A 21,363-nucleotide genomic window follows, 5' to 3' on the forward strand; every position below is an offset into this window, starting at 1 on the left:
GCGGGGCGGATGGCCGCCCCGCCGCTCCTACAGAAAGAGCCAATTATCTAACGCTTTGGGAAAAACTTTTTGCGAGGTTAAAAATGACCACCGACAAACGCCACGACCCCAGCCGCAAAATCACCGCTCCCCGCGGCACCGGGCTCAGCGCCAAAAGCTGGCTCACCGAGGCGCCGCTGCGCATGCTGATGAACAACCTGGACCCGGAAGTGGCCGAGCGCCCGGAGGATCTGGTCGTCTACGGCGGTATCGGCCGCGCCGCGCGGGACTGGGAATGCTTCGACAAAATCGTCGAAGTGCTCAAGCGCCTGGAGGAAGACGAAACCCTGCTGGTGCAATCCGGCAAGCCGGTGGGCGTTTTCAAAACCCACGCCGACGCGCCGCGGGTGCTGATCGCCAACTCCAACCTGGTGCCCCACTGGGCCAACTGGGAGCACTTCAACGAGCTGGATAAAAAGGGCCTGATGATGTACGGCCAGATGACCGCCGGCTCCTGGATCTATATCGGCTCCCAGGGCATTGTGCAGGGCACTTATGAAACTTTTGCCGCGGTGGCCCGCCAGCACTTCGACGGCGAGGCAAGAGGCCGTTGGATTCTGACCGGCGGCCTCGGCGGCATGGGCGGCGCCCAACCGCTGGCAGCGACCATGGCCGGTTTCAGCATGCTCGCGGTGGAATGCGACGAGACCCGCATCGACTTCCGCCTGCGCACCGGCTACCTCGACAAAAAAGCCACCAGCCTGGACGAGGCGCTGCAAATACTCTCAGCCGCAAAGGAAAAAGGCGAGGCGGTTTCCGTGGGCCTGCTGGGCAATTGCGCGGATATTTTCCCGGAAATCGTCGCGCGCAAACTCCTGCCCGACGCGGTGACCGACCAGACCTCCGCCCACGATCCGCTGAACGGCTATTTGCCGAAAGGCTGGACCCTGGAACAGGCCGCGGAAATGCGCCGCAAAGATCCGGCGCTGGTGGTGAAGGAGGCCAGGAAATCCATGGCCATCCAGGTCACCGCGATGCTGGAACTGCAAAGGCGGGGCGCCGCCACCCTGGACTACGGCAACAACATCCGCCAGATGGCGTTCGAGGAAGGAGTGAAAAACGCCTTCGATTTCCCCGGCTTCGTGCCCGCTTATATCCGCCCGCTGTTCTGTGAAGGCGTGGGGCCCTTCCGCTGGGCCGCGCTGTCCGGCAATCCGGAGGATATCTACAAGACCGACGCCAAGGTGAAGGAACTGATTCCGGACAACCCCCAATTGCACAACTGGCTGGATATGGCCCGCGAGCGCATCCAGTTCCAGGGCCTGCCGGCGCGCATCTGCTGGGTGGGGCTGAAAGAACGCGCGCGCCTGGCGCTGGCCTTCAACGAGATGGTGGCCAGCGGCGAACTGGAAGCGCCGGTGGTAATCGGCCGCGACCATTTGGACAGCGGCTCGGTGGCCAGCCCCAATCGCGAGACGGAAGCGATGCAGGACGGCTCCGACGCGGTTTCCGATTGGCCGCTGTTGAACGCACTGTTGAACACCGCCTCCGGCGCCACCTGGGTCTCCCTGCACCACGGCGGCGGGGTGGGCATGGGTTTTTCTCAGCACGCCGGCGTGGTGATCGTCTGCGACGGCACCGAGGCCGCCGCCAAACGCATCGCCCGCGTACTGTGGAACGACCCGGCCACCGGCGTGATGCGCCATGCGGATGCGGGTTACGAGATCGCTAAAAACTGCGCGGTGGAGCAGGGGCTGGACCTGCCGATGCTGAAGAGCTGAGCCCGGGACAAATCGGCAGGACTGCCGATTTGAACAGCTTTAGCTGGCCGAAGGCCGAGCGCCATGGATGGCGCGAGTTAACGCGGAGCTGTTTGCCTTTGAGCGCTGAAGGCTCCAGCTCCGCACACCTGGGAACGCCGAGCTCGGGAGCGCCCGCCGCCAGCTCGGCATCACGCCGGCTTGCCGGCGTCAAGGAGCGGGCCTGCGGCCCGCATGCCGAGCTGGAGCTCGGCGCTCCCAGGCAATACGAAATTATTTTCGGTGAGAGAATTTATGTACCAATTGGAAATCAACCCCGGCCAACTGAGCCTCGCCCAACTGCGCCGCGTCGCCCGCGAACCGGTGAAACTGTCGCTGGACAAAAACGCCTACCCGGCCATCGAGGCCTCGGAAAAAACCGTGGCCCAGGTACTCAGCGAGGGCCGCACCGTCTACGGCATCAACACCGGATTCGGTCTGCTGGCCAACACCCGCATCGAGCAGAAAGACCTGGAAACCCTGCAGCGGGCCATCGTTCTGTCCCACGCCGCCGGCACCGGCAATTTTATGGACGAGGCCACTGTGCGCCTGCTGATGGTACTGAAGATCAACTCCCTCGCGCGCGGATTTTCCGGCGTGCGCGCAGAGCTGATCGAGGCACTGATCAAGCTGGTCAACGCCGGCGTCTTCCCGGCGATTCCGGAAAAGGGCTCCGTGGGCGCCTCCGGCGACCTGGCGCCGCTGGCGCATATGAGCGTGGTGTTGCTGGGCGAGGGCGAGGTGTTTGTCGACGGCGAGCGCAAACCTGCCAAAGAGGGGCTGGAAGCGGCCGGCCTGGAGCCGCTGACCCTGGCACCGAAAGAGGGGCTGGCGCTGCTCAACGGCACCCAGGCTTCCACCGCCTTCGCGCTGCTCGGCCTCTTCGCCGCCGAGGACCTGTTCGCCGGGGGCCTGGTAGCCGGTTCCCTGGCGCTGGAGGCGGCGAAAGGTTCCCGCCGCCCCTTCGACGACCGCATTCACGCGGCGCGCGGACAGCGCGCCCAGCGCCAGGTGGCGGCCGCCTACCGCCAGCTGCTCGGCGATAGCAGCGAAATCAGCGAGTCACACCGGGGCTGCGAGAAGGTGCAGGACCCCTACTCCCTGCGCTGCCAGCCCCAGGTGATGGGCGCCTGCCTGCAGCAGATCCGCTTTGCCGCGGAAGTCTTGCTGGCGGAGGCCAACGGCGTGTCCGACAACCCATTGGTTTTTGTTGGAGGAGAGAGTACCGACGAGGAAAACCCCGAAAATTCCGACATTATTTCCGGCGGCAACTTCCACGCCGAACCGGTGGCCATGGTGGCCGACAACCTGGCCCTGGCGCTGGCGGAGATCGGTGCCCTGTCCGAACGGCGCATGGCACTGCTGATCGATACCAGCCTGTCCGGACTGCCGCCCTTCCTGGTGGACAACGGCGGGGTCAACTCCGGCTTTATGATCGCCCAGGTCACCGCGGCGGCACTGGCCAGCGAAAACAAATCCCTGGCCCACCCGGCCAGCGTGGATTCCCTGCCCACCTCCGCCAACCAGGAGGACCACGTGTCCATGGCCACCTTCGCCGGCCGTCGCCTGCGGGACATGGCCGATAACACCTGCGGCATTCTCGCGGTGGAACTGCTGGCCGCCTGCCAGGGCCTGGATTTCCGCACTCCGCTAAAGACCTCCGCCAAGCTGGAGACCGCCAAAGCCAAGCTGCGCGAGCGGGTCTCCTTCTACGACAGGGACCGCTACTTCGCCCCGGATATCGCCGAGGCCAAGGCGCTGCTGGCCAGCGCTATCTACCGCGATTTCGTCGATGCGGAGCTGCTGCCCAGCAGCTGATCCCGGGGGCGAACCCTGCGTTCGCCCTCTCTCACCAAGAAATAAATGAAATTCACGCCAATGCTGCTAGGCTGAAAATTAGATGATTTGCCCGCCAGTCGGCGCGGAGGTCTAAATGAAGCCCCAGTCCAACAGGCGACTGCTCACCGGAGCCGGCTGCGTCCTGGCCGCCGCCACACTACCGGCCTGTACCGATATCGGCTACGTGAGCACCAACAGGCCTCACTACGAGGTCCGCGGCCCCTACTACCACTGCCATCCCAACGGCGTCTGCCACAGTGTGCGCCACGCCAATTACTACCGGCACGGCGGCTTCGACCGGCCCATACCGCACCGTCGCTATCGCTCCTACTACTACGGGCCACTGCCCCCGCGGGCGAGGCCGCTCTAGCCCATTCAGCGAATCCCAAGGCGAGCGACATCCCAGTGTCGCAGGGAAGCCGTAACCAACGGGTTTTCCCCACTTCGGAGTTTGCACTATGAACAGACTATTGAAGACAAGCCTGATCGCTATCACCGTCGGTACCGGTCTCGGCCTGAGTGCCTGCGTGGCCGACGGCTACTACGGCGGCGGCTCCTATTATTCCTACCCCTATGCGCGTCCCTATGTGTACCCATCCTCCGGGGCCTATTTCTTCTATTCGTCGCCGCGCTATTACCGTTACCGCTACCAACCGCGCTATCGTTTCTACCAAGGCCGGTCCTATTACCGCTACGGCCGCCCCTACTATCGCGGCTATCGCGGACACCACTACTACCGGGGAGACCGCCTCTACCGGGGACATCGTCTCCACCGGGGAGACCGCATCTACCGGGGACATCGTATCCATCGGGGACACCGCATCCATCGAGGCCACCACGGTATCCGCAGAGGGCGCCACTAGGCCCCATTGAACCCCTCATACCTTGGTCATACAGACCCGCTCTCCCACCGCTGTTAGCATTTTCAACGGAATGAGCTAACAGCCGCGGGAGTTTCTGTGCGGCGGGAATTCCGCGACGATTAGCCGTGGGCTGCGGCTTCAGCACCGCTCCCTGTACGCTCGGCGTCGGCATCCATGCCTCCGGCGGGCCTGTCGCAGCTTTATACAAAATGGCATTAAAAGCCTCACCCTGACAGCTGCTTCCTCTAGGCTCAGTAAAGGAGCGGAGTGAATCCGCGCCTGATCCACGAAGCTGTGAGGTATCCGCGGTGCAGAAGTTGCGTTGTATTCTGCTTGCAGCGGCCATGGCGACAGGAGTTGCCGGTTGTGCCACAACCGAGCCCGAGGGAGCCCCCGACACACTGACCGTAAACGGCCAGCAATTTCACTGTATGGAGCAGGAACTGGAGAGCAGGGTACTGGTGCGCTGCGTGCGGCCCTGAGCACCCTGTTGCAGACCGGTCTCCGCAAGAATCTCAGCCGGGCTTTACATTCCAGCGCTTGCGGGCCTTGTAATAGGCACTGGCATCCCGGAAGCCGAGCAGGTCGCACAGTTGCGACACCGACTGGTGCCTATGGCGGGCGAACAACCGCCGACGCTCCTCATCCAGCAGCCGGGAAAAGCTGGTTTTCGCCTCCTTCAGCTTGCGGTACAGGGTCGCCCGGCTCATACAGAGCGTCTGCGCCAGGCTGTCTATGCTGTTGTAGGCGGCCAGGTTCTCCCTCAGCAACTGGCGAACCCGTTTCTCGACGGACTGTCCTTTCCCCACGAAATCCAGTTTCGAAATCCTCTGTTCCAATATGCCTTTAAGGTGACGGTTGCGCTGTCGCAACGGCAGGGAGAGAGCTTCCTCGGGAAAAACAAACGCGTTTCTGCCGCTATCAAAACGAAGCTCATAGGGTAACAGTAGCTGCAGGAGGTCGACGTACCGTGGCTTTGGGAAGCCAAATTCAGCCCAGCAAGCGGGGATCCTCTGCCCGAGCAGGTGTTCAGTCCAGTGACATAGGGAAACTATCTTGTACACCACAGCACAGCGCGGGTAGGGTTTCCCGGAAACAAAACGAAAAGTCAGTTGGACATAGTTATTCGTCCGGGTTACCTGCCAGGATTCAGATGGGTTGCCCAAGTCGGTATTCGCGAGATAGGTTTCCAGCGCCTCCTCCAGGTTTTCGCAATGCTGGACCAGACTGATGAGCAGCCCTTGAGCTTCCGGCAAAACGATAGCAGCACCCATACGAGCGCCGATATCTACCGCAAGGGGGTTGGCATCAACCAGCTGCCACAGAGTGATCATCCAGGATTCCGGATAGCGCTCCTCCATCAACTCCGAGATATCCCGCCCTTCCTCCAACTCGATAACACGGGCCGCAAGCTGGCGGTCTATAGCCTCTACCTGTGCGAAATCGACGACCGAATGACGTTTGAGCTCCCTGGCCAGGTAGACAACCTCAATGGCACAAACATTGCGCTCCTCCATTGGAGTGAGAGAACGGGGGGGGTGTTGCCGTGGTGGTTCGCAACTATTTTCCATAGATTTGCAACAAAATTCGATTATTTTTTTCCAGGACTTTAAGGCACTTCATCCGGATGTGGAACCTTTAGGGCGACGTCGGGACCAGGTTTTACCCGGTACATTGGCAGCCGGCTGACAAATAATGGGAGATAATGAACAATTACTAACCAAGAGAGGGAAATCGCGCCAATCGCCCAGCGAGCCAATGTCGCCTAATCCATCTTATAGCGCCCAACTTCTCGGGATCGAATATGGGTTCCTTCAGGATCATGGCCGGTTTTTTCAGTTCGCAGGTATTCTACGGGGGTGGGAGGCTGAAGATGGTACTATTTTAGCGATTTGCAATCATTTTCCACAAATATGAAACTAGATTCCGCAACTGATTTCACATGGATCACAGACCTTTAAAATAAAAAAGGGGTAACTACTCACCCCGACAGTCCCCTCTCCCCCTCTTTTGGGGAAAAGAGGAGGAGAGGGGGATCCCGTCAGCGCCTCCTCCCCGGCCCATCCCCCGCAAAGGGGAGAGGGGAGAGGGGAGAGTAGTTACAAAAAGGGAAATAAATCAGCTACACGCGCCATATCGCAATAAACCTGACATGCACAACCTCAGCCAGGCTGTGCATTCCCGGGCTTGCCGGAGATGAAATTCCGTACCGTCTCCACAAAAACTCTTGAAGCGGGCTCGCGGCCGAGCAGCAGATGCCCGTCGCTCTCCAGCTCCACGAACTCAGCGTTGGGGATGGAGGCGGCGAGATCGCGGGCGGCCTCGACCGGAATGCGCTGGTCTTCCAGCGAATGAATTACCAAGGTCGGCACAGCCACTTGCGCGAGCCGGTCGCGCACGTCAATATCAGCGAAAACGGATAAAAACCGGACCGCGTTCTCCGGCGAAGTCGTCAAACGCTGGAATTCATTGAACCATATAAGCTCGTCCGCAGTGGCGCTGGGCATAAAAGTGGATGAGAATATCTGCCGGTACGCCGGGTTGTCCTTCCCCCATCCTGTTTCGGTCAGTGTCATCACAGCCTCACGTTCCCTGGCCACTGCGTCAGTCGCGCCAATTCGCCAGCCTGCCGCATAGCTGCCGAAGAGAATAAGATGTGTCACCCGCTCAGGGTGCCTCACGGCGTACTCTATGGATACGGCGGCGCCCTGAGATATGCCAAGCAGGGCAAATTTATCCAGCCCCGTGGCAGCCACCACCGCTTCAAGGTCGGTCACAAAGGCGTCAAAGGAAATATTAGCGACGTTCCAGTCGGACAGGCCATTGCCCCGTTCATCGTAGCGAACAAAGCGATGGTCAGCGGCGAGATTGCGAAACAGAGGGCTCCAGATTGGTGCCTCCCAGTCGTGCTCTATATGGGTGAGCCAGTTGGCAGCCTTGATGATGGGCGGACCCTCGCCCACAGAGGCATAGGCGATGCGCACGCCGTCGTTTGCGGTGCAAAACCGGACTTCTTGCCGGGCCAGCAATTCCCGCTCTGTGGCACGCTCCTTGACACCGGCGGAGATCCGGCTGCCTTGGGTGCGCATATCAGGAGGCCACGCAATCCCGGCATTTCGGAAACGCCTGGCCATTTCGTGCGACAAAGCGTTCAACTCCAAAGTGTGATCAAGCAGCTCCAGCAGGGTCAACAATTGAGTGGCCGCGTGGGGACTGAACGGCTCCAGAGCCTGCCACTGACGGGCCCATATCAATCGTTCGTGAAGGGCAATGTCAGAGTGAGAGGCTAAACGGGCCAGCACCTTTCCACGCAAGCGATTTACCTCCTGTCGTTCAGCGGACAGCCATTGCTGGAAGAGCTCCTGGTCAGGCAGGTCGATACCGTCCAGAAACGGTTTCTGTAGTTGGCCTGCCATCTCGGTTAATAGCGAGGAGGAAAAATCAGGGGATTTTAATTTTTCTGACAGCGTATTGATGTCAATTTCGATATCCGGGGCATTGATGGTTACGCGTTCCCGATCTGCCACTAGCCGCTCTGTCGATGCATCGTTGATCAAGGGGCGAATCTTGCTTAATGACCAGCGCAATGCGCCACGAGGATCATTCGGAGTTTCGAAAAACACTTCACATAGACGTTCACGGCGATGGGGCCGGGCGGTCCTCGCAAGGTAGGCCAGCAGCGCACGTGTCCGTTTGGAGGCTGGCAAGGTTACAGGCTTACCGTCGTGAAAGATGCTTAACTCCCCGAGCATCTCCAGCGAAACTCTCATTGTTTTGATCACCAAGGTGCTGCTTATTTTAGGTGTGCACTGAATGGCTCCCCCGCATTTCGCTGCTCCAGGTTATTTCCCTGGAAGCGTACGAGTTTCCCGTCCACATTGGCGTCTACATGGCCTTTTGTTCTTACGGCCACCACCCAATCATCCATATCAAACGATTTGACGCCCTGCGGAGATCTATAGCAGGAAAAGCCATCGGATCTGGATGAGACTGCACGGACGTCACCCAGGTTGAAGCCTTTGACATCAACAAAGAATTTTTCCGAAATTCCCTTTCCATCCGAGCGTTCAATATGTCCGGGAAGCTATGGCTTGCGGAGCCAGCGGGTAATTTTACCTGCAGGTACATTAAATGAATATCACCATGAATGAAATCAGCTTTGTGAGTACGTCTGGATAGATGAACGAGACCAGAACAGCAAATTCGGTCAAAATTGCAAATTATCGACTTGCCTGGCCTGCCACTTGTGACCGACTCCCCTTTATGAAGTTTTGACTTCCTCGACCACCAGGCAGACGGCCACGCTTCCGAACGCATCCTCATCCCTCGTTAGGGTCTACCGGGACCCGTTTCGCGGCGAAAGTGACTATGACTATATCGTGCTGTGCGAGATCGATGACGCGAATGGCAGGGTCCCCCATCGAGCCAGCGCGCGAATGCGCATGCTTGACGGAGCGGGGGCTGATCAGAAGGTGGAACGCAGTCCGCCCGAAACCGGTCCGGGAAAATACCACGCTCATTCAAACGGTGGCTCACACGCTTGTCGGCTATCCTCCCGTCCATGTTGACGGGGAAAACAAATGGCGCCGCCCGCAGGCAAAATTAACTCTATGCAAGTTCAAGCGAGCGGCACGCTGAATGCGGTACGTTTTCAGTGATTTGAAATCATTTTCCCCGCATTTGAAACTAAATTCCACGCATATTTTTCCGGTTCGGATTTAATATGGCAACAGACCCACCAGATAATAATAGGGTCGGACTCTCGGATTATGTATGAGCCCGGCCGTATAAAGGGGGGATATGAGTGACATTTCAGTACTGTTTGCAGTTATGTTTTCTCCGTTGTTATCACCCGTCGCATGGCCGGGAACATCAAGACCGACCCTTCCTCTCTCAGATGCGCTTCCGGGTCGCCATAAAGACTCCAAGCACATACCCGCCACTGATAAGACGTGGAGAAAGATCCATTTTTCTTCCTACGTGGAGAAAGCAATGACAGTTCCAAGACGCGCGGCTGGTTTTACTCTCATAGAGCTGATGTGTGTGATAGCTATCCTGGCTATCGTCATGAGCATAGGTGTTCCGTCTTTCAGTACCATGATCAGAAACAACCGGATAGTGACAGCGACCAACGATCTCAACGCAATCCTGCAGTACGCCCGCGCCGAGGCTGTACGCCGCGGCGGAAGAGTCAGAGTCGGTGCCATTGACAGCGATGTGAACAACGGCCTGCGGGTCTGGGCCGACGACGGCGACGATGAAGAGGTGTTGCGGGTATTCACTATCGACTCGGGGGATATCACCCTTGCGCTGGGAGACGGTAGCCAGGATATCGGTTTCGTCTTCAACGCCCGCGGCCTTGTCCCCGGGCTTGCGAATACTGTCACCTTCGGGTTGTGCGACAAACGCGCAGGCAATCACGGCCGCCAGCTCACCCTGCTCACCTCCGGCGTAGTGCGCCTTACCAATAGCACCTGTACCGGCAGCTAGGAGGAACGAAATGCTTAAGCAACGCGGCGCCACCCTGATCGAAGTGCTTGTCTCCGTGCTGGTGCTGGCAGTGGGCCTGCTCGGGCTCGCCGCCACCCAGATGATGAGCATGAAAAACGGCAACAGTGCCCGGGAGCGCTATATGGCCACCCTGGCGGCCCACGATATGGCCGAGCGTATGCGGGCCAACCCCGCCGGGGTGGAGCAGGGCAGCTACGACGGCTCGTTGGGCGAAGACACGGATGATGATGACGACGGTGCGGATGATGACGACGACGCGGATGACGACGACGATGCGGATGATGACTCGGAAACGGAAGACAACGACTGCAGCAGCCGCTGTTCTGCCGCGGGTCTTGCCGCCATGGACAAGCGCGAGTGGGCGCAGCTGATCGAGACAAACCTGCCCTCGGGCAGCGGCACAATCTCCCGCGACGGCGGCGGGGTCACGATAACGGTGACGTGGAAGGAGCAGCACACCGGGGAAGGCTACGGCAGCGGCGCCGGCGGACCGAAAGATGCCGAGTTTAAAATGACGGTGGAGCTCTGATCATGCGAATGAATTCCCGGCAGCGCGGTCTCTCCCTGATCGAATTGATGATCGGCATAGTGCTCAGCTCCCTGCTGCTTCTCGGGGTGTTGCAGATCTTCGACAGCAACCGCAACACCATGCGCATGCAGATGGCCTATTCCCAGGTGCAGGAGAGCGGCCGCTTCGCCACAGATTTCCTGACCAGGGAGATCCGCATGGCGGATTTTTGGGGCTGTGCGCCGAACAAGGACAGCATCCGGAACCATCTCGATGACAGTGATGACGATTATATTCCCGCTATCCACGGCCAGGTCGGCGCGGGCGGTGTTGGCGGGACCAATAACGCCCCGTCCAGCAGTGGGGTAATCCCCGGCATAGATGATGTAAAAATCGGCACGGATACATTGACCCTGAGTGGCGCGGAAAACGCCTGCGGCGGCACCGGAAGAATGGTTGCCGGCACTAACGAAAACCCGCTCCAGGTGTCGGCAAACTGCAATGTCCAGGCCGGTCAGGTGGTGCTGATCTCCAACTGCAAGGCCGGTGAACTGCTGACCGTTACCGGTGTAGGGAGTGGAGATTCGGGTGAAAAGGCCATAGCGCACGCTGCCGGCGTCGACGGTAGTGATGGGGAAGACCAGGGCTGGATCAAAAACAAGCCCCGCACCCTGCAAGAGGATTACGGCACGGATTCGACAATACTGCGGCCCTATTCCCGCACCTTTTTTATCGCCGACAGCAATATTACCGGCACCCCCTCCCTCTTTATGATCGAGAACGGCCGCGCGGCGCAGGAACTGGTGCCGGGTATCGAGGATATGCAGGTGCTCTACGGCCGGGACAGCACCGGCGACGGCGTGGTGGATACCTGGCAGGAGGCCAGCAACAACCCCGATCAGATGGAGGGGGTGATGGTGATCCGGGTACAGCTGCTGGCGGCCAGCGACGGCAGTGTCGGTGTCTCCAGGCAGGTAATCGACGGCACGGTATACACCGATGGCCGACTGAGAAAGCTCTACACCGCCACGGCAAAAATACGTAACCGGGGGATATGATGGTGATGAACCGACAGCGGGGCGCCGTACTGGTCGTCAGCCTGATCATTCTGCTGGTGCTGACCATGATCGGTATCTCCGGGGCCCGCTCCGTACTGCTGGGCGAGCGCATGACCGCCGCCGCCCGCGACGCCAGGATAGCGCTGGAAGTGGCGGAATCCATGGTGCGCCAGGCGGAAAACCATGTCGAAGGTCTCGACAATACCTCCACCTTCGGCGACACCGGTTGGTGCAGAACCGAGGGGAAGGCCCCCGCGGATATTTTTGACGAAGACACCTGGAGCGACACCAACGCCCCCGAGCGGGACTCGACGCTCGAGGGCCCGGACGGCGTTCTGAAAGGACGCGTCTTTATAGAAATGTTCGGCCGCGCCTCCGACGATTCCGATACCACGGACGTGGACCTCAGTTTGAACAAGCCGCCCATTGATTTTAAGGATGTCGAGGTGTTCAGAATAGTCGCCCGCGGCGAGGGGCCGGGCGGCACCGAGCGTATCCTGGTCACTCTCTACGGCAAGTCTATCAAGTCTATGTAGGGGAGGAAAAAAATGATTATAAAAATGCAATCTACCCGTAAATCGATATCGCCCGTACCGCTGCGCACTTTTATCGCGGCTTTTTTCCTGAGCCTGGCCACTGCCGCGTCGGCGGCGCCGGGGGATATCTCCGATGTGCCCCTCTATACTCTCGGTGGGGCCGATCCGAATATTATGCTGATGTTTGACTCATCCGGCTCCATGAATCATATAGCGATTCCGGAAGAATATGACGAGAATGCACGGTACGGATTCTATTGGTGCAATAATCCGGAGGATACTGATGGACGTGTTCATGTCCGTGTTGATAAGGATACTGGAGAAGTTTGGTATAACAGGGATCGTCAACGGCAGAATAATGGAAACTTAATATGGAAACAATGGAGGATTAAGCCGAATTGGTGGGATTCAAACTGTTTTGACAATGACAAAACCTACGATGCCTATCTGTGGGCCGGCGGCGATAGCGCCTGTTCCGGAGAATATTATTATGATTATAGGCGGAGGCAGTGGCGATGGCGGTGCAACAATAATGATAGTTATTACTCCTCCGAAACCGCTACCGGTGCGGCTAACATTCGCTACAGTGGTCATTTTCTGAATTGGTACTTCTCCCAAGTTCGCCCATATTGGGAGCCAGATGTTTTTAAGGAAGGCGATGAGGTCCTTCAAAGTAAAAAAGGCACCCAGCGTCGAGTCGACGCGATGAAAAGCGCCACAGTCAGCATGATCTCAGACCTGGAAAACGTTCGCGTCGGCCTTATGCAATTCGGCGGAGATGACGGAGGCGACGGCGCCAAAATGCTGAGCGGGCTGACCAGTGTGACCGATGACACACGAGCGGGATTGCTGAGCACCGTTGACGAGCTAGGTGCCAGCGGCTGGACCCCCCTGGGCGAAAGCTTTGAGGATGTGGGGCGCTACTTTATCACCGGCCATGAAGACGAGAAGTTGACTTTCAAAAAGAAAAACGACAGCGGCGAGGTGGTTACCGTAGAAAAAGAGGGTCAGGATATTTTCCAGAGCGAGCCGGAATGGGCGAATGTCTCGAAGCCCGGAACCGGTACCGACAGCGCCATCCAGTACTATTGCCAGAAGAACTTTATGGTGGCGCTGACCGATGGTGTTCCGCTCGAGGACGAGGACGTCTCGGATGACCTGGCCGGTTACGATTACGACTGCGAGGGACCAAAGGGTTGTACCAAAGATGAAAATGGTGGTAATAACAACGCATCCATGGACGATGTGATCAAGGCGCTTTACGATCTGGACCTGCGCCCGGACCTGACGAAGCCCGACGGCTCCCCGATAAAGAACAATATCATCAGTTATGTGATCGGCTTCGCCGACGAACAGGTGTCTGCCAGTGATTTGATGGTCAATGCCGCCTACTTCGGTAGTGGCGGCCTGGAGGACGTCTACTCGGCGAGCAACGCCGAAACCCTGGTTACCACTTTCAAGCGCATTATCAACAAAGTACGGGCCATTGACGGCAGCTCCAGCTCCATCGCTTTCAATAGCGCCTCCCTGCAAGCCGGGTCCGCGCTCTACGCGGCCAGTTTCGACAGCAGCGACTGGAGCGGCGACCTCTCCGCCTTTACCCTCGACGCCGATGGCACACTGACGGAGTCCTGGAGCGCCAGCGACAAGCTGGACGACATGGCGCCGGGCGACCGGGTAATGATCACCTCCCAGGATGGCACGGGCGTGGCCTTCACCACCGCGCTGATAGACGGCAACGGCAAGGACCACGAGGAGGACCTGAAAATCAACACCTCCAGCGGTGAGTCTGTTGTCGATAACCTGGCTGCCGCGCGCGTGAACTACCTGCGCGGCGACCGCGGCAATGAGGGCACGGAGAACACGGAGTTCCGCCAACGCGGCGGCCGCCTGGGCGATATCGTCAACTCCACGCCGGTTTATGTGGGTGTCCCCAACGCCATCTGGGGCAGGCAGGAATTCCCCGAGGCGCTAACCTATGCCACTTTCCAGAGCAGCAAGAGCAATCGAACACCGGTGGTCTACGTGGGTGCCAATGACGGCTTCCTGCACGGCTTCAACGCCCGCAACGGCGAAGAGGTCATCGCCTATGCGCCGGAGGCGCTGCTGAGCACCCGGCAGAGTACCGGCCTGCACGCCCTCAGCTCCCAGCTCTATACCCACAGGTACTATGTGGACGGCACGCCCTCGGTGACCGACGCCTATATCGGCAACAGCTGGAAAACCGTGCTGGTGGGCAACCTCAGGGGCGGCGGCAAGGGCTACTTCGCCCTGGATGTAACCAACCCAGACAGCTTCAGCCAGGAGGGTCAAGATCAAGATCCGGGAAGTCCGGAATCCGTTTTTATGTGGGAATTTACCGATTCCGACAACAGCAACCTCGGCTTCAGCTTCAGCCGCGCCCAGATAGGCCGCATGGCCAATGGCAAGTGGGCGGCCGTATTCGGCAACGGCTACAACAGCGAGACGGGGGATGCCGGCCTGTTTATCCATTACCTGGATGGCTCTGACGTTGAGTATCTCTCCACGGAAACCGCCGATGCCGACGACAAGAATGGCCTGTCCACCCCGGCGATTGTGGACACCGATCGGGACGGCACCATTGACCGGGTCTATGCCGGTGACCTGAAGGGAAATATGTGGGCCTTCGACGTCTCCGGTGCTTCTGCGGACAACTGGAAGGTTGCTTATGGGAACCCCCTGCTCAGTGTTGGCGAGCCGATTACCGCTGGCCCCCGGGTTGCGAGGAATACCGACTATGTTGGTGGCGGTTCCCCCAACCTGCTGGTCATGTTCGGTACCGGCCAGTACCTTGTCGGCACGGATACGGCCGACAGTACGGCGGGTGGCTTCTATGTGGTATCAGACAACGGCGCTGGCGGGTTGGGCAAGGACAGTCTGGCGGGCCGTACCATCGGCACCAAGGATGTCGCCCAGGTATCCGATACCGGCGAGGAAACTGAAACCGAGCGGACTTACCGCACCTTGAACGACGACGAGCAGCTCGTCTGGGGGCAGAAGTCCGGTTGGTATATCCAGTTGGAGCCCGGCAATACTCCCGACGGTGTAGATGGCGGAGAGCGGGTGATCACCACGCCGGACCTGCTGCGCAATACGCTTTTATTCAACACCATGATCCCCACCGGACAGGTATGCTCCGCCGGCGGCCGCGGCTGGTTGATGTCGGTGGATGTGCGCACCGGCCTGGCGCCGGATAATCGCGGGATATTCGATGCCAACGGCGACGGCGTGATCAACACGGCGGACAAGGGTGTGGTGGGAAGCGCGGTAAGCGGCGGATCGCCGAATAGGTCGGGCTTTATTGGTGGCGGCAGTGGTAGCGCCAGTGGTAGCAGTAGTAGCAGTAGCACTAGCAGCAGTGGCGGCCCCTGCAGTGCTGGCGCTCTCAAACAGTTAACCTCCGATTCATCTGGAAACCTTGGCACAAGAGGTATTGATACGGGCGGTTGCGACCGCGAGGGCCGCCTCTCCTGGGAAGAGGCCACCCCCCTGTAAGCCATGGAATGATTGAGTGATAAATATGAAAAAGCAGCGCGGATTTACCCTGATCGAACTGATGATCGTAGTGGCGATATTGGGAATACTCGCCGGTATCGCCTGGCCCTCCTACCAGGAGCATGTGCGCACCACCCGCAGGGCGGATGCCCAGGGGGCGCTGATGGGGCTGGCGCAGGCGATGGAGCGGCACTATACCGAGAATGGCAGCTATAAGAAGGCGGCAGCAGGCGGCAAGGATACCGGTGCTCCCGGAATTTTCCCAACCCAGGTCCCGCTGGATGGCGGCACCAAGTTTTATAACCTGGAAATTGTCAAGCCCACCACGGCCACCACTTACACTTTGCAGGCCAAACCCATCGGCGCCCAGAAAGAAAATGGCACCTTGGAATTGAACTCTGCGGGTGAAAAAAAGTGGGATCGCGATAATAGTAAGAAGTTTGATGCTTCGGAAACGTGTTGGAAGAAAACCTGCAGTTGATCAGGGACAGGAGAGATTTCCGCCACTGCCATTTTCCGCGATGCCGTCGCAGTATCTGCCGAAATAGGGGCAGCCTTTTTTATTGGGCGTCAGCGGAATCTGTGGGTCTGAAACCCGCACGGCGCGGAAGGACGAAAGCGCCCGTTATTCCACTTCGACGATGCGCAATGTATCGGTACTACCGCCGATATCCTGATGATAACCGCGGGACACCAGCACGAAGTCGCCGGGCTTCAGCAGTTTGTGCCGCTTCAGGTCCGCGATCGCCAGCTGGTCGCGCTCCGCGCCGTCCAGTCCCTCCATTTCCATGTGCACCGAGTCCACGCTAAATGAAACAGGACACCCATCAAATGGAAACGGCAAAATAGAAACGGCAAAATAGGACACCCATCAAACGGAAACTTGATTGAAAATGCTTGCCCTCCCCGGTTTGAGAGAGGCATGAATTCAGTGGTTAGGTGAATTGTCCTTGCGAATCGTGTCTGGCTGCGCCAAACGACGTTTTCGAGATAGGGCAACCCCTCGCAGCAAGCCTGCGATGGCGTTCTTTAAGAGAAAAGCAAAAGATCAGGAGGCGGCAGGCGGCGAGAAGTAGCGCTCGCAATCGCGAATCCCCTGCACCCAACGCTTGCCGAGCTGTTCGCAGACGCGACGCACCGAGTGCGCGGCGCCTACCAGGGATTTGAAGCGGCTCTCGAAGTTCTTGGTCAGGTAGAGCCAGTGTTGCGGGTCGATTTGCAGGCGCTCCAGAATCGGCGGCAGCTTGCCGTCGATGACCCCGCGCTTGCCATCCCGCAGCATGCGCCCGCTCCAGTCCACCAGTTCCAGGTAGCTCTGCAGCGGGAAGGGGATGCCCTCCGGCATGGGTTCCCGGGGATTGCCGGCGAAGGGGAACAGCATCGCCGGCTGTCGGCCTTCTTTCGCGGATTCGATGCGTGTTTTGATGGAAGTATGTGCCGATTCCTCGGGTGTCTCGGCCATTTTGGCGCGGACGGGGTTGAGATCCACATAGGCCAGACAGGCCGCAAGCGCTTTCTCGTCCAGCAGCGCCTGGGATTTGAACCTTCCCTCCCAGAAACGGCCGGTACACTGGTCCTCCCGGTTGGCCTCGCGGGCGATGGACTCATTCAGGTATCGCATAAACCAGCTGATATCCATGAGCCGAATCCGCCAGACCTCTGCCAATTCGGTAAGTCTTGCCAGTTCAGCGGCATCCAGGGACTCATTACGGGCGAAGCGATTGGAGAGTGGAGAGCCCTTGCCCAGCTGGTGCCAATGCTCCACGACTTCGCGCAGCTCCCAGCCGGCAGCCTGCGCCCCGTCTACGTGGAGTACCACATGGTAGTGGTTGCCCATCACCGCATAGGCGCAGACGTCCAGGGCGAATATCTGGGACAGTTCCAGCAACTTGTCTTCGATCCATTGACGACGGTGCTCGAAGCATTGCCCGGTACGCTCGTCCCGCCCGCACAGGAAGGCGCGGCGCACACAGCGGGAGACACAATGGTAGTAGGGCGTGGCCTCAAGGGATATCAGGGCTTTACGTGGGAGTCCCATGGGTGGTTACTCATACTGAATGAATAACCAGTATTGTGCGCAGATCCGGACAGGCTGCAACAGGGCTGGCGCGAGATACCTTTTGTTTTATGGGTGTCCAGAATCTCGTTATGGGTGTCCAGAATCTCGCCAACAATAAGAAAAAATTTTTAAATGATGCTATCTCTGAAACTGAAAGGAGAATGCATCCCATTTTTCCTATGAAGTGCGTGGAGCGTGTTTGTCCCTGGGATAATCTGAATCCACAGTCTTGTGAGATGCCAAGACCGAAGATGTCCCCATTGAGAGAGCCAGAGAACGGTTGTAGATGTATTAAAGAGGAAGCTGACTGGTCTGGGCCCGTCGGAGATGGCGGCTTTTTGGTGGAGAAGTGATATGAGAGGTCTGAGATTTCTATTATGTTTTATATGTGTTTTTGGCAGTTTTTCTTGTGTTAAAGACACAGAGGTGGGAGGGTCTGTAGATTCTTCAATGTTGGATTTGAATGGTGACGGGGTGCCTGATATTTCCTATGAAGATGCTGATGACGGATACTATGAATTTGTAGATAGAAATTTTGATGGTAGAGTCGATGTTTCAAACTATTACGGAAAAGATGACAAAGTAGTTAGTAGCAAGCTAGATGATAATTTTGATGGGACGCTGGAAACAAAGACGATTTATAAAAATGGCAGCCCAGTTGCTACTGCTGTGGATGTGACGTGTAATGGTTTGGCCGATATATTGTTTGTGTATGAGTTTGACGTTATTGAGTTTTCGGAGAATTTCAATCTCGTCGGCCCAGGAGCGAGTAAAGGTTCCATAGAAAGGGTTATATATAGATTTGGACTTCCTGTCGAAAAGAAAATACTTGATAAGGAGGTTGAACATAAAGCATTCCATGAAAGTAGTATGTCTTATTTGTCGGGTCATACATATCGGGGTTGTCTGTAGTTTAGGGACGGAATTCCGGGGACAGTATACCTGATTACTGAATAGATCTGCGGAATTCCGGGGACAGTATACCTGATTACTGAATAGATCTGGAGAGGCGGGTAGCCGGCACGAATAGCTCGGGATGGATCAGGGGAGCGGACTCATTTGATTTCAGTGCTCAATGACAAAGGCCGCCCGGCTTCCTGGCCAGCATCACCGACCCATTGCAGCGCACCACCAGCTTCAACGCCATGAACCTGCTGTTTGTATTTACAAATATTGTGGATGAAGCGATTGATTTTCATAGGCGTGTGAGTCGTACAATTTTAGCCAGTAAAAATCCTGTAGCCTTTTGTGGGAAAATAATGTTCTTCTTAGCTCTTGGGCTTTATTCGTTACTGAGGTGCTTGAAATGATAGCGGAGCAACTATGAAGATAGTATTGAATTTTCGGTTCTTAAATGACCTCGTCAAAGTTTTCCATTTGGCGATTTTGGCGGGGTTGCTTTTACCGCCGCTAAGCCATGGAAATGCACGTTTCGAAGAGGCTTACTTCCGCCTTGAAGCGAACGTATTCGACAATTCTGTACGTCAAGGTGTGATTGCAGAGTTTAACGCGGCAGGCCTTGAAGGAAACGAAGACCCCTGGTTCTATCTCTGCGCGTCCCTGACGACGCTGGTCTCCGGTTATAAAATCGGAGACTGGTATACAGAGAAAACTTTCGCCCCGGGGACCGCCGAGAGAGCCCTTGAACTGGCCGAGAAGGCAAAGTCCATCTCGCCGAACCTCAGCCAGTCTCATGCGCACTACGCAAGGATTTTGATCCTTCAGGAGGAATATAAGAAAGCCTGGATGGCACTCGGCAGAGCTCATGAACTGGATCCGGACAGTTTTTACCCCTGGTACTTCAGGGGTATCATTGCCGAGAAAATGCGTGATGCGGGTAGGGCCTCGGGGTATTTTGACGAGGCAGAGCAGCGGGTTGCCTTCGATCATCAGCAAAACCTTGTCAATATCCACCGTCAGAAGGTGGCGAGATTCAGTAAGGACCTTGCTGAGCAGGAAAGGCTGCTGAAGGAAAATATTAAAAATAACCCCGAGAGCTCTACCTACCATGGCAACTATGCCCAATTCCTGAAAGAGCAAAAGCGCTATCAGGAGTCTCTGAAGTATTGGGAAAAAGCTGTGGAACTGGGCCCCTCCCCGAATGCTCTTAAGAAGCTGGAGGAGGTCCGAAGGCTACTGAACGAAAACCTTCAATAGAGCGCGAATTCCGGGGACCGTATACTTATTAGCCGTCTCAAAATAGTGGGCCCTCAGCGAAATCTGTGGTTCTGAAACCCGCACGACGAACCCGACCGTTATTCCACTTCGACAATGCGCAATGTATCGGTACTACCGCCGATATCCTGATGATAACCGCGGGACACCAGCACGAAGTCGCCGGGCTTCAGCAGTTTGTGCCGCTTCAGGTCTGCGATTGCCAGCTGGTCGCGCTCCGCGCCGTCCAGTCCCTCCATTTCCATGTGCACCGAGTCCACGCCGCGGTAGAGCGCCACCCGGTTGCAGGCGGAGAGATGCCGGCAGAAGGCGTAGATGGGGATATCCGAGCGCACCCGCGACATCAGCCGCGCGGTGTTGCCGGTCTCGGTCTGGCAGATGATCGCCCTGATATCCCGGCAGTGGTTGGCGATGGTCATCGCGGCCATGGCGATACAGGCGTCGCCAGCGGGGTAGTTTTCCTGCATCACCCGCGGCGGGCGCCGCCGGGTGCGGTGTTTTTCCGCACCGATGATCACCTCCCCCATGTGCTTGACGGTCTCCACCGGGTAGTCACCGGCAGCGGTTTCCGCCGACAGCATCACCGCATCGCTGCCGTCCAGTACCGCGTTGGCCACGTCGCACACTTCGGCGCGGGTGGGCACCGGGCTGGAAATCATCGACTCCATCATCTGGGTGGCGGTGATCACCACCCGGTTGAGGTGGCGCGAGCGCTTGATCAGATGCTTCTGCACCCCCATCAGCTCCGCATCGCCGATTTCCACCGCCAGGTCGCCCCGGGCCACCATGATTACGTCGCTGGCCAGGATCAACTGGTCCAGGTGCTCCTCGTCCGCCACCGCTTCCGCGCGCTCGATCTTGGCGACGATGTGCGCCTCTCCGCCGGCGTCGCGCAGCAGTTTGCGCGCCTTTTCCACATCGGCGGCATCGCGGGGGAAGGACACCGCCAGGTAGTCGAGTTTCAATTCCGCGGCGGTCTCGATATCCCTGCGGTCCTTGGCGGTCAGCGCCGGTGCGGTGAGGCCGCCGCCCATCTTGTTGATGCCCTTGTTGTTGGACAGCCAGCCGCCCACCACCACGCGGGTGTGCAGTATGCGGCCCTTGATCTCCCGCACTTTGAGGCGCAGGCGGCCGTCGTCCAGCAGCAGGATATCCCCCCGGGTGCAGTCGTCCGCCAGTTTCCCATAGTCCACCGACACTCCCCGGGAGTTCCCGCCGTCGGGGGGCCAGTCCGGGTCCAGGGTGAAGTCGCTGCCCTCCTCCAGTTGCGCGCGACCCTCGCTGAACTTGCCCACGCGGATCTTGGGCCCCTGCAAATCCCCCATTATCGCCACATGGCGGCCCTGCCGGCCCGCCTCGGCGCGCACCTGCTCGGCGCGGCGGCGATGGTCGGCGGCAATGCCGTGGGAAAAGTTCAGGCGCACCATATCCACGCCGGATTCGATCAGCCGGGCGAGGATGCCCGCCTTGTCGGTGGCTGGGCCCAGGGTGGCGACAATTTTAGTGCGTCTCAGCATGGA

The 21,363-nt window shown here is 58.1% G+C and carries 19 protein-coding genes; 13 read left to right on the plus strand and 6 right to left on the minus strand.

Features of this window, described 5'->3' with window-relative positions:
* Positions 1–83: 83 nt before the first annotated feature.
* The 5 genes from hutU to ACRC0P_RS03025 all read left to right on the plus strand — a co-directional run bounded on the left by hutU (position 84) and on the right by ACRC0P_RS03025 (position 4,962).
* Positions 84–1,760, plus strand: a complete 1,677-nt coding sequence (hutU, locus tag ACRC0P_RS03005; RefSeq protein ID WP_438628304.1) for a urocanate hydratase — start codon at positions 84–86, stop codon at positions 1,758–1,760.
* A gap of 273 nt (positions 1,761–2,033) precedes the next feature.
* Positions 2,034–3,596 (plus strand): histidine ammonia-lyase, encoded by a 1,563-nt coding sequence (hutH, locus tag ACRC0P_RS03010; protein ID WP_438628305.1) that lies wholly within the window; start codon positions 2,034–2,036, stop codon positions 3,594–3,596.
* A 115-nt stretch (positions 3,597–3,711) separates the two neighbouring features.
* Positions 3,712–3,987 (plus strand): hypothetical protein, encoded by a 276-nt coding sequence (locus tag ACRC0P_RS03015; protein ID WP_438628306.1) that lies wholly within the window; start codon positions 3,712–3,714, stop codon positions 3,985–3,987.
* Positions 3,988–4,075: 88 nt separating this feature from the next.
* On the plus strand, positions 4,076–4,480 hold the full coding sequence (locus ACRC0P_RS03020) for a hypothetical protein (protein WP_438628307.1): 405 nt from the start codon (positions 4,076–4,078) through the stop codon (positions 4,478–4,480).
* 344 nt (positions 4,481–4,824) lie between these two features.
* Positions 4,825–4,962, plus strand: a complete 138-nt coding sequence (locus ACRC0P_RS03025; RefSeq protein WP_438628308.1) for a hypothetical protein — start codon at positions 4,825–4,827, stop codon at positions 4,960–4,962.
* Positions 4,963–4,995: 33 nt separating this feature from the next.
* On the opposite strand, the gene ACRC0P_RS03030 is transcribed toward ACRC0P_RS03025, so the two are convergent.
* Both ACRC0P_RS03030 and ACRC0P_RS03035 read right to left on the minus strand, forming a co-directional pair.
* Positions 4,996–5,997, minus strand: coding sequence for an AraC family transcriptional regulator ligand-binding domain-containing protein (locus ACRC0P_RS03030; protein WP_438628309.1), 1,002 nt, complete (start codon positions 5,995–5,997; stop codon positions 4,996–4,998).
* A gap of 645 nt (positions 5,998–6,642) precedes the next feature.
* Entirely contained in the window at positions 6,643–8,250 is a 1,608-nt protein-coding gene (locus tag ACRC0P_RS03035; RefSeq protein WP_438628310.1) for an alpha/beta fold hydrolase, read from the minus strand.
* Positions 8,251–9,472: 1,222 nt separating this feature from the next.
* On the opposite strand from ACRC0P_RS03035, the gene ACRC0P_RS03040 reads away from it, so the two are divergent.
* From ACRC0P_RS03040 to ACRC0P_RS03065, 6 genes are all read left to right on the plus strand, one after another.
* A complete protein-coding gene (locus ACRC0P_RS03040) occupies positions 9,473–9,970 on the plus strand; it encodes a pilus assembly FimT family protein (protein WP_438628311.1) in 498 nt (165 codons plus the stop codon).
* A gap of 10 nt (positions 9,971–9,980) precedes the next feature.
* Positions 9,981–10,520, plus strand: coding sequence for a type IV pilus modification protein PilV (gene pilV / locus ACRC0P_RS03045; RefSeq protein WP_438628312.1), 540 nt, complete (start codon positions 9,981–9,983; stop codon positions 10,518–10,520).
* Between the two features lie 2 nt (positions 10,521–10,522).
* A complete protein-coding gene (locus tag ACRC0P_RS03050) occupies positions 10,523–11,557 on the plus strand; it encodes a PilW family protein (protein ID WP_438628313.1) in 1,035 nt (344 codons plus the stop codon).
* Positions 11,558–11,562: 5 nt separating this feature from the next.
* Positions 11,563–12,093, plus strand: coding sequence for a pilus assembly PilX family protein (locus ACRC0P_RS03055; protein WP_438628314.1), 531 nt, complete (start codon positions 11,563–11,565; stop codon positions 12,091–12,093).
* 705 nt (positions 12,094–12,798) lie between these two features.
* Positions 12,799–15,609 (plus strand): pilus assembly protein, encoded by a 2,811-nt coding sequence (locus ACRC0P_RS03060; protein WP_438628315.1) that lies wholly within the window; start codon positions 12,799–12,801, stop codon positions 15,607–15,609.
* Between the two features lie 25 nt (positions 15,610–15,634).
* Positions 15,635–16,090 (plus strand): type IV pilin protein, encoded by a 456-nt coding sequence (locus tag ACRC0P_RS03065; protein WP_438628316.1) that lies wholly within the window; start codon positions 15,635–15,637, stop codon positions 16,088–16,090.
* 144 nt (positions 16,091–16,234) lie between these two features.
* On the opposite strand, the gene ACRC0P_RS03070 is transcribed toward ACRC0P_RS03065, so the two are convergent.
* Together ACRC0P_RS03070 and ACRC0P_RS03075 are read right to left on the minus strand one after the other, a co-directional pair.
* Positions 16,235–16,399, minus strand: a complete 165-nt coding sequence (locus ACRC0P_RS03070; protein WP_438628317.1) for a hypothetical protein — start codon at positions 16,397–16,399, stop codon at positions 16,235–16,237.
* A 258-nt stretch (positions 16,400–16,657) separates the two neighbouring features.
* Positions 16,658–17,647 carry a transposase gene (locus ACRC0P_RS03075; protein ID WP_438628318.1) on the minus strand — a complete coding sequence of 330 codons (990 nt, stop codon included), beginning with the start codon at positions 17,645–17,647 and terminating at the stop codon, positions 16,658–16,660.
* A 375-nt stretch (positions 17,648–18,022) separates the two neighbouring features.
* On the opposite strand from ACRC0P_RS03075, the gene ACRC0P_RS03080 reads away from it, so the two are divergent.
* A complete protein-coding gene (locus tag ACRC0P_RS03080; RefSeq protein ID WP_438628319.1) occupies positions 18,023–18,580 on the plus strand; it encodes a hypothetical protein in 558 nt (185 codons plus the stop codon).
* A 143-nt stretch (positions 18,581–18,723) separates the two neighbouring features.
* On the opposite strand, the gene ACRC0P_RS03085 is transcribed toward ACRC0P_RS03080, so the two are convergent.
* Positions 18,724–18,867: a hypothetical protein gene (locus ACRC0P_RS03085; RefSeq protein WP_438628320.1), complete on the minus strand. Its 144-nt coding sequence runs from the start codon at positions 18,865–18,867 to the stop codon at positions 18,724–18,726.
* 124 nt (positions 18,868–18,991) lie between these two features.
* Between ACRC0P_RS03085 and ACRC0P_RS03090 the strand changes: the two genes are divergently transcribed.
* Entirely contained in the window at positions 18,992–19,825 is an 834-nt protein-coding gene (locus tag ACRC0P_RS03090; RefSeq protein ID WP_438628321.1) for a hypothetical protein, read from the plus strand.
* Between the two features lie 98 nt (positions 19,826–19,923).
* On the opposite strand, the gene pyk is transcribed toward ACRC0P_RS03090, so the two are convergent.
* Positions 19,924–21,360 (minus strand): pyruvate kinase, encoded by a 1,437-nt coding sequence (gene pyk, locus ACRC0P_RS03095; protein WP_438628322.1) that lies wholly within the window; start codon positions 21,358–21,360, stop codon positions 19,924–19,926.
* Positions 21,361–21,363: the final 3 nt, after the last annotated feature.

Source organism: Microbulbifer sp. (assembly GCF_051659245.1).
Classification (GTDB): domain Bacteria; phylum Pseudomonadota; class Gammaproteobacteria; order Pseudomonadales; family Cellvibrionaceae; genus Microbulbifer.

What these genes read in the sequence shown, in the direction of transcription:
- ACRC0P_RS03060 (WP_438628315.1), top strand. Translation starts at nt 12,799, where the DNA reads ATGAAAAGCGCCACAGTCAGCATGATCTCAGACCTGGAAAACGTTCGC.
- hutU (WP_438628304.1), top strand. Translation starts at nt 84, where the DNA reads ATGACCACCGACAAACGCCACGACCCCAGCCGCAAAATCACCGCTCCC.
- pilV (WP_438628312.1), top strand. Translation starts at nt 9,981, where the DNA reads ATGCTTAAGCAACGCGGCGCCACCCTGATCGAAGTGCTTGTCTCCGTG.
- ACRC0P_RS03030 (WP_438628309.1), bottom strand. Translation starts at nt 5,997, where the DNA reads ATGGAGGAGCGCAATGTTTGTGCCATTGAGGTTGTCTACCTGGCCAGG.
- ACRC0P_RS03015 (WP_438628306.1), top strand. Translation starts at nt 3,712, where the DNA reads ATGAAGCCCCAGTCCAACAGGCGACTGCTCACCGGAGCCGGCTGCGTC.
- ACRC0P_RS03025 (WP_438628308.1), top strand. Translation starts at nt 4,825, where the DNA reads ATGGCGACAGGAGTTGCCGGTTGTGCCACAACCGAGCCCGAGGGAGCC.
- ACRC0P_RS03065 (WP_438628316.1), top strand. Translation starts at nt 15,635, where the DNA reads ATGAAAAAGCAGCGCGGATTTACCCTGATCGAACTGATGATCGTAGTG.
- ACRC0P_RS03080 (WP_438628319.1), top strand. Translation starts at nt 18,023, where the DNA reads ATGAGAGGTCTGAGATTTCTATTATGTTTTATATGTGTTTTTGGCAGT.
- ACRC0P_RS03020 (WP_438628307.1), top strand. Translation starts at nt 4,076, where the DNA reads ATGAACAGACTATTGAAGACAAGCCTGATCGCTATCACCGTCGGTACC.
- ACRC0P_RS03075 (WP_438628318.1), bottom strand. Translation starts at nt 17,647, where the DNA reads ATGGGACTCCCACGTAAAGCCCTGATATCCCTTGAGGCCACGCCCTAC.
- ACRC0P_RS03090 (WP_438628321.1), top strand. Translation starts at nt 18,992, where the DNA reads ATGAAGATAGTATTGAATTTTCGGTTCTTAAATGACCTCGTCAAAGTT.
- ACRC0P_RS03055 (WP_438628314.1), top strand. Translation starts at nt 11,563, where the DNA reads ATGAACCGACAGCGGGGCGCCGTACTGGTCGTCAGCCTGATCATTCTG.
- ACRC0P_RS03040 (WP_438628311.1), top strand. Translation starts at nt 9,473, where the DNA reads ATGACAGTTCCAAGACGCGCGGCTGGTTTTACTCTCATAGAGCTGATG.
- pyk (WP_438628322.1), bottom strand. Translation starts at nt 21,360, where the DNA reads ATGCTGAGACGCACTAAAATTGTCGCCACCCTGGGCCCAGCCACCGAC.
- ACRC0P_RS03085 (WP_438628320.1), bottom strand. Translation starts at nt 18,867, where the DNA reads ATGAAAATCAATCGCTTCATCCACAATATTTGTAAATACAAACAGCAG.
- ACRC0P_RS03050 (WP_438628313.1), top strand. Translation starts at nt 10,523, where the DNA reads ATGCGAATGAATTCCCGGCAGCGCGGTCTCTCCCTGATCGAATTGATG.
- hutH (WP_438628305.1), top strand. Translation starts at nt 2,034, where the DNA reads ATGTACCAATTGGAAATCAACCCCGGCCAACTGAGCCTCGCCCAACTG.
- ACRC0P_RS03035 (WP_438628310.1), bottom strand. Translation starts at nt 8,250, where the DNA reads ATGAGAGTTTCGCTGGAGATGCTCGGGGAGTTAAGCATCTTTCACGAC.
- ACRC0P_RS03070 (WP_438628317.1), bottom strand. Translation starts at nt 16,399, where the DNA reads ATGGAAATGGAGGGACTGGACGGCGCGGAGCGCGACCAGCTGGCGATC.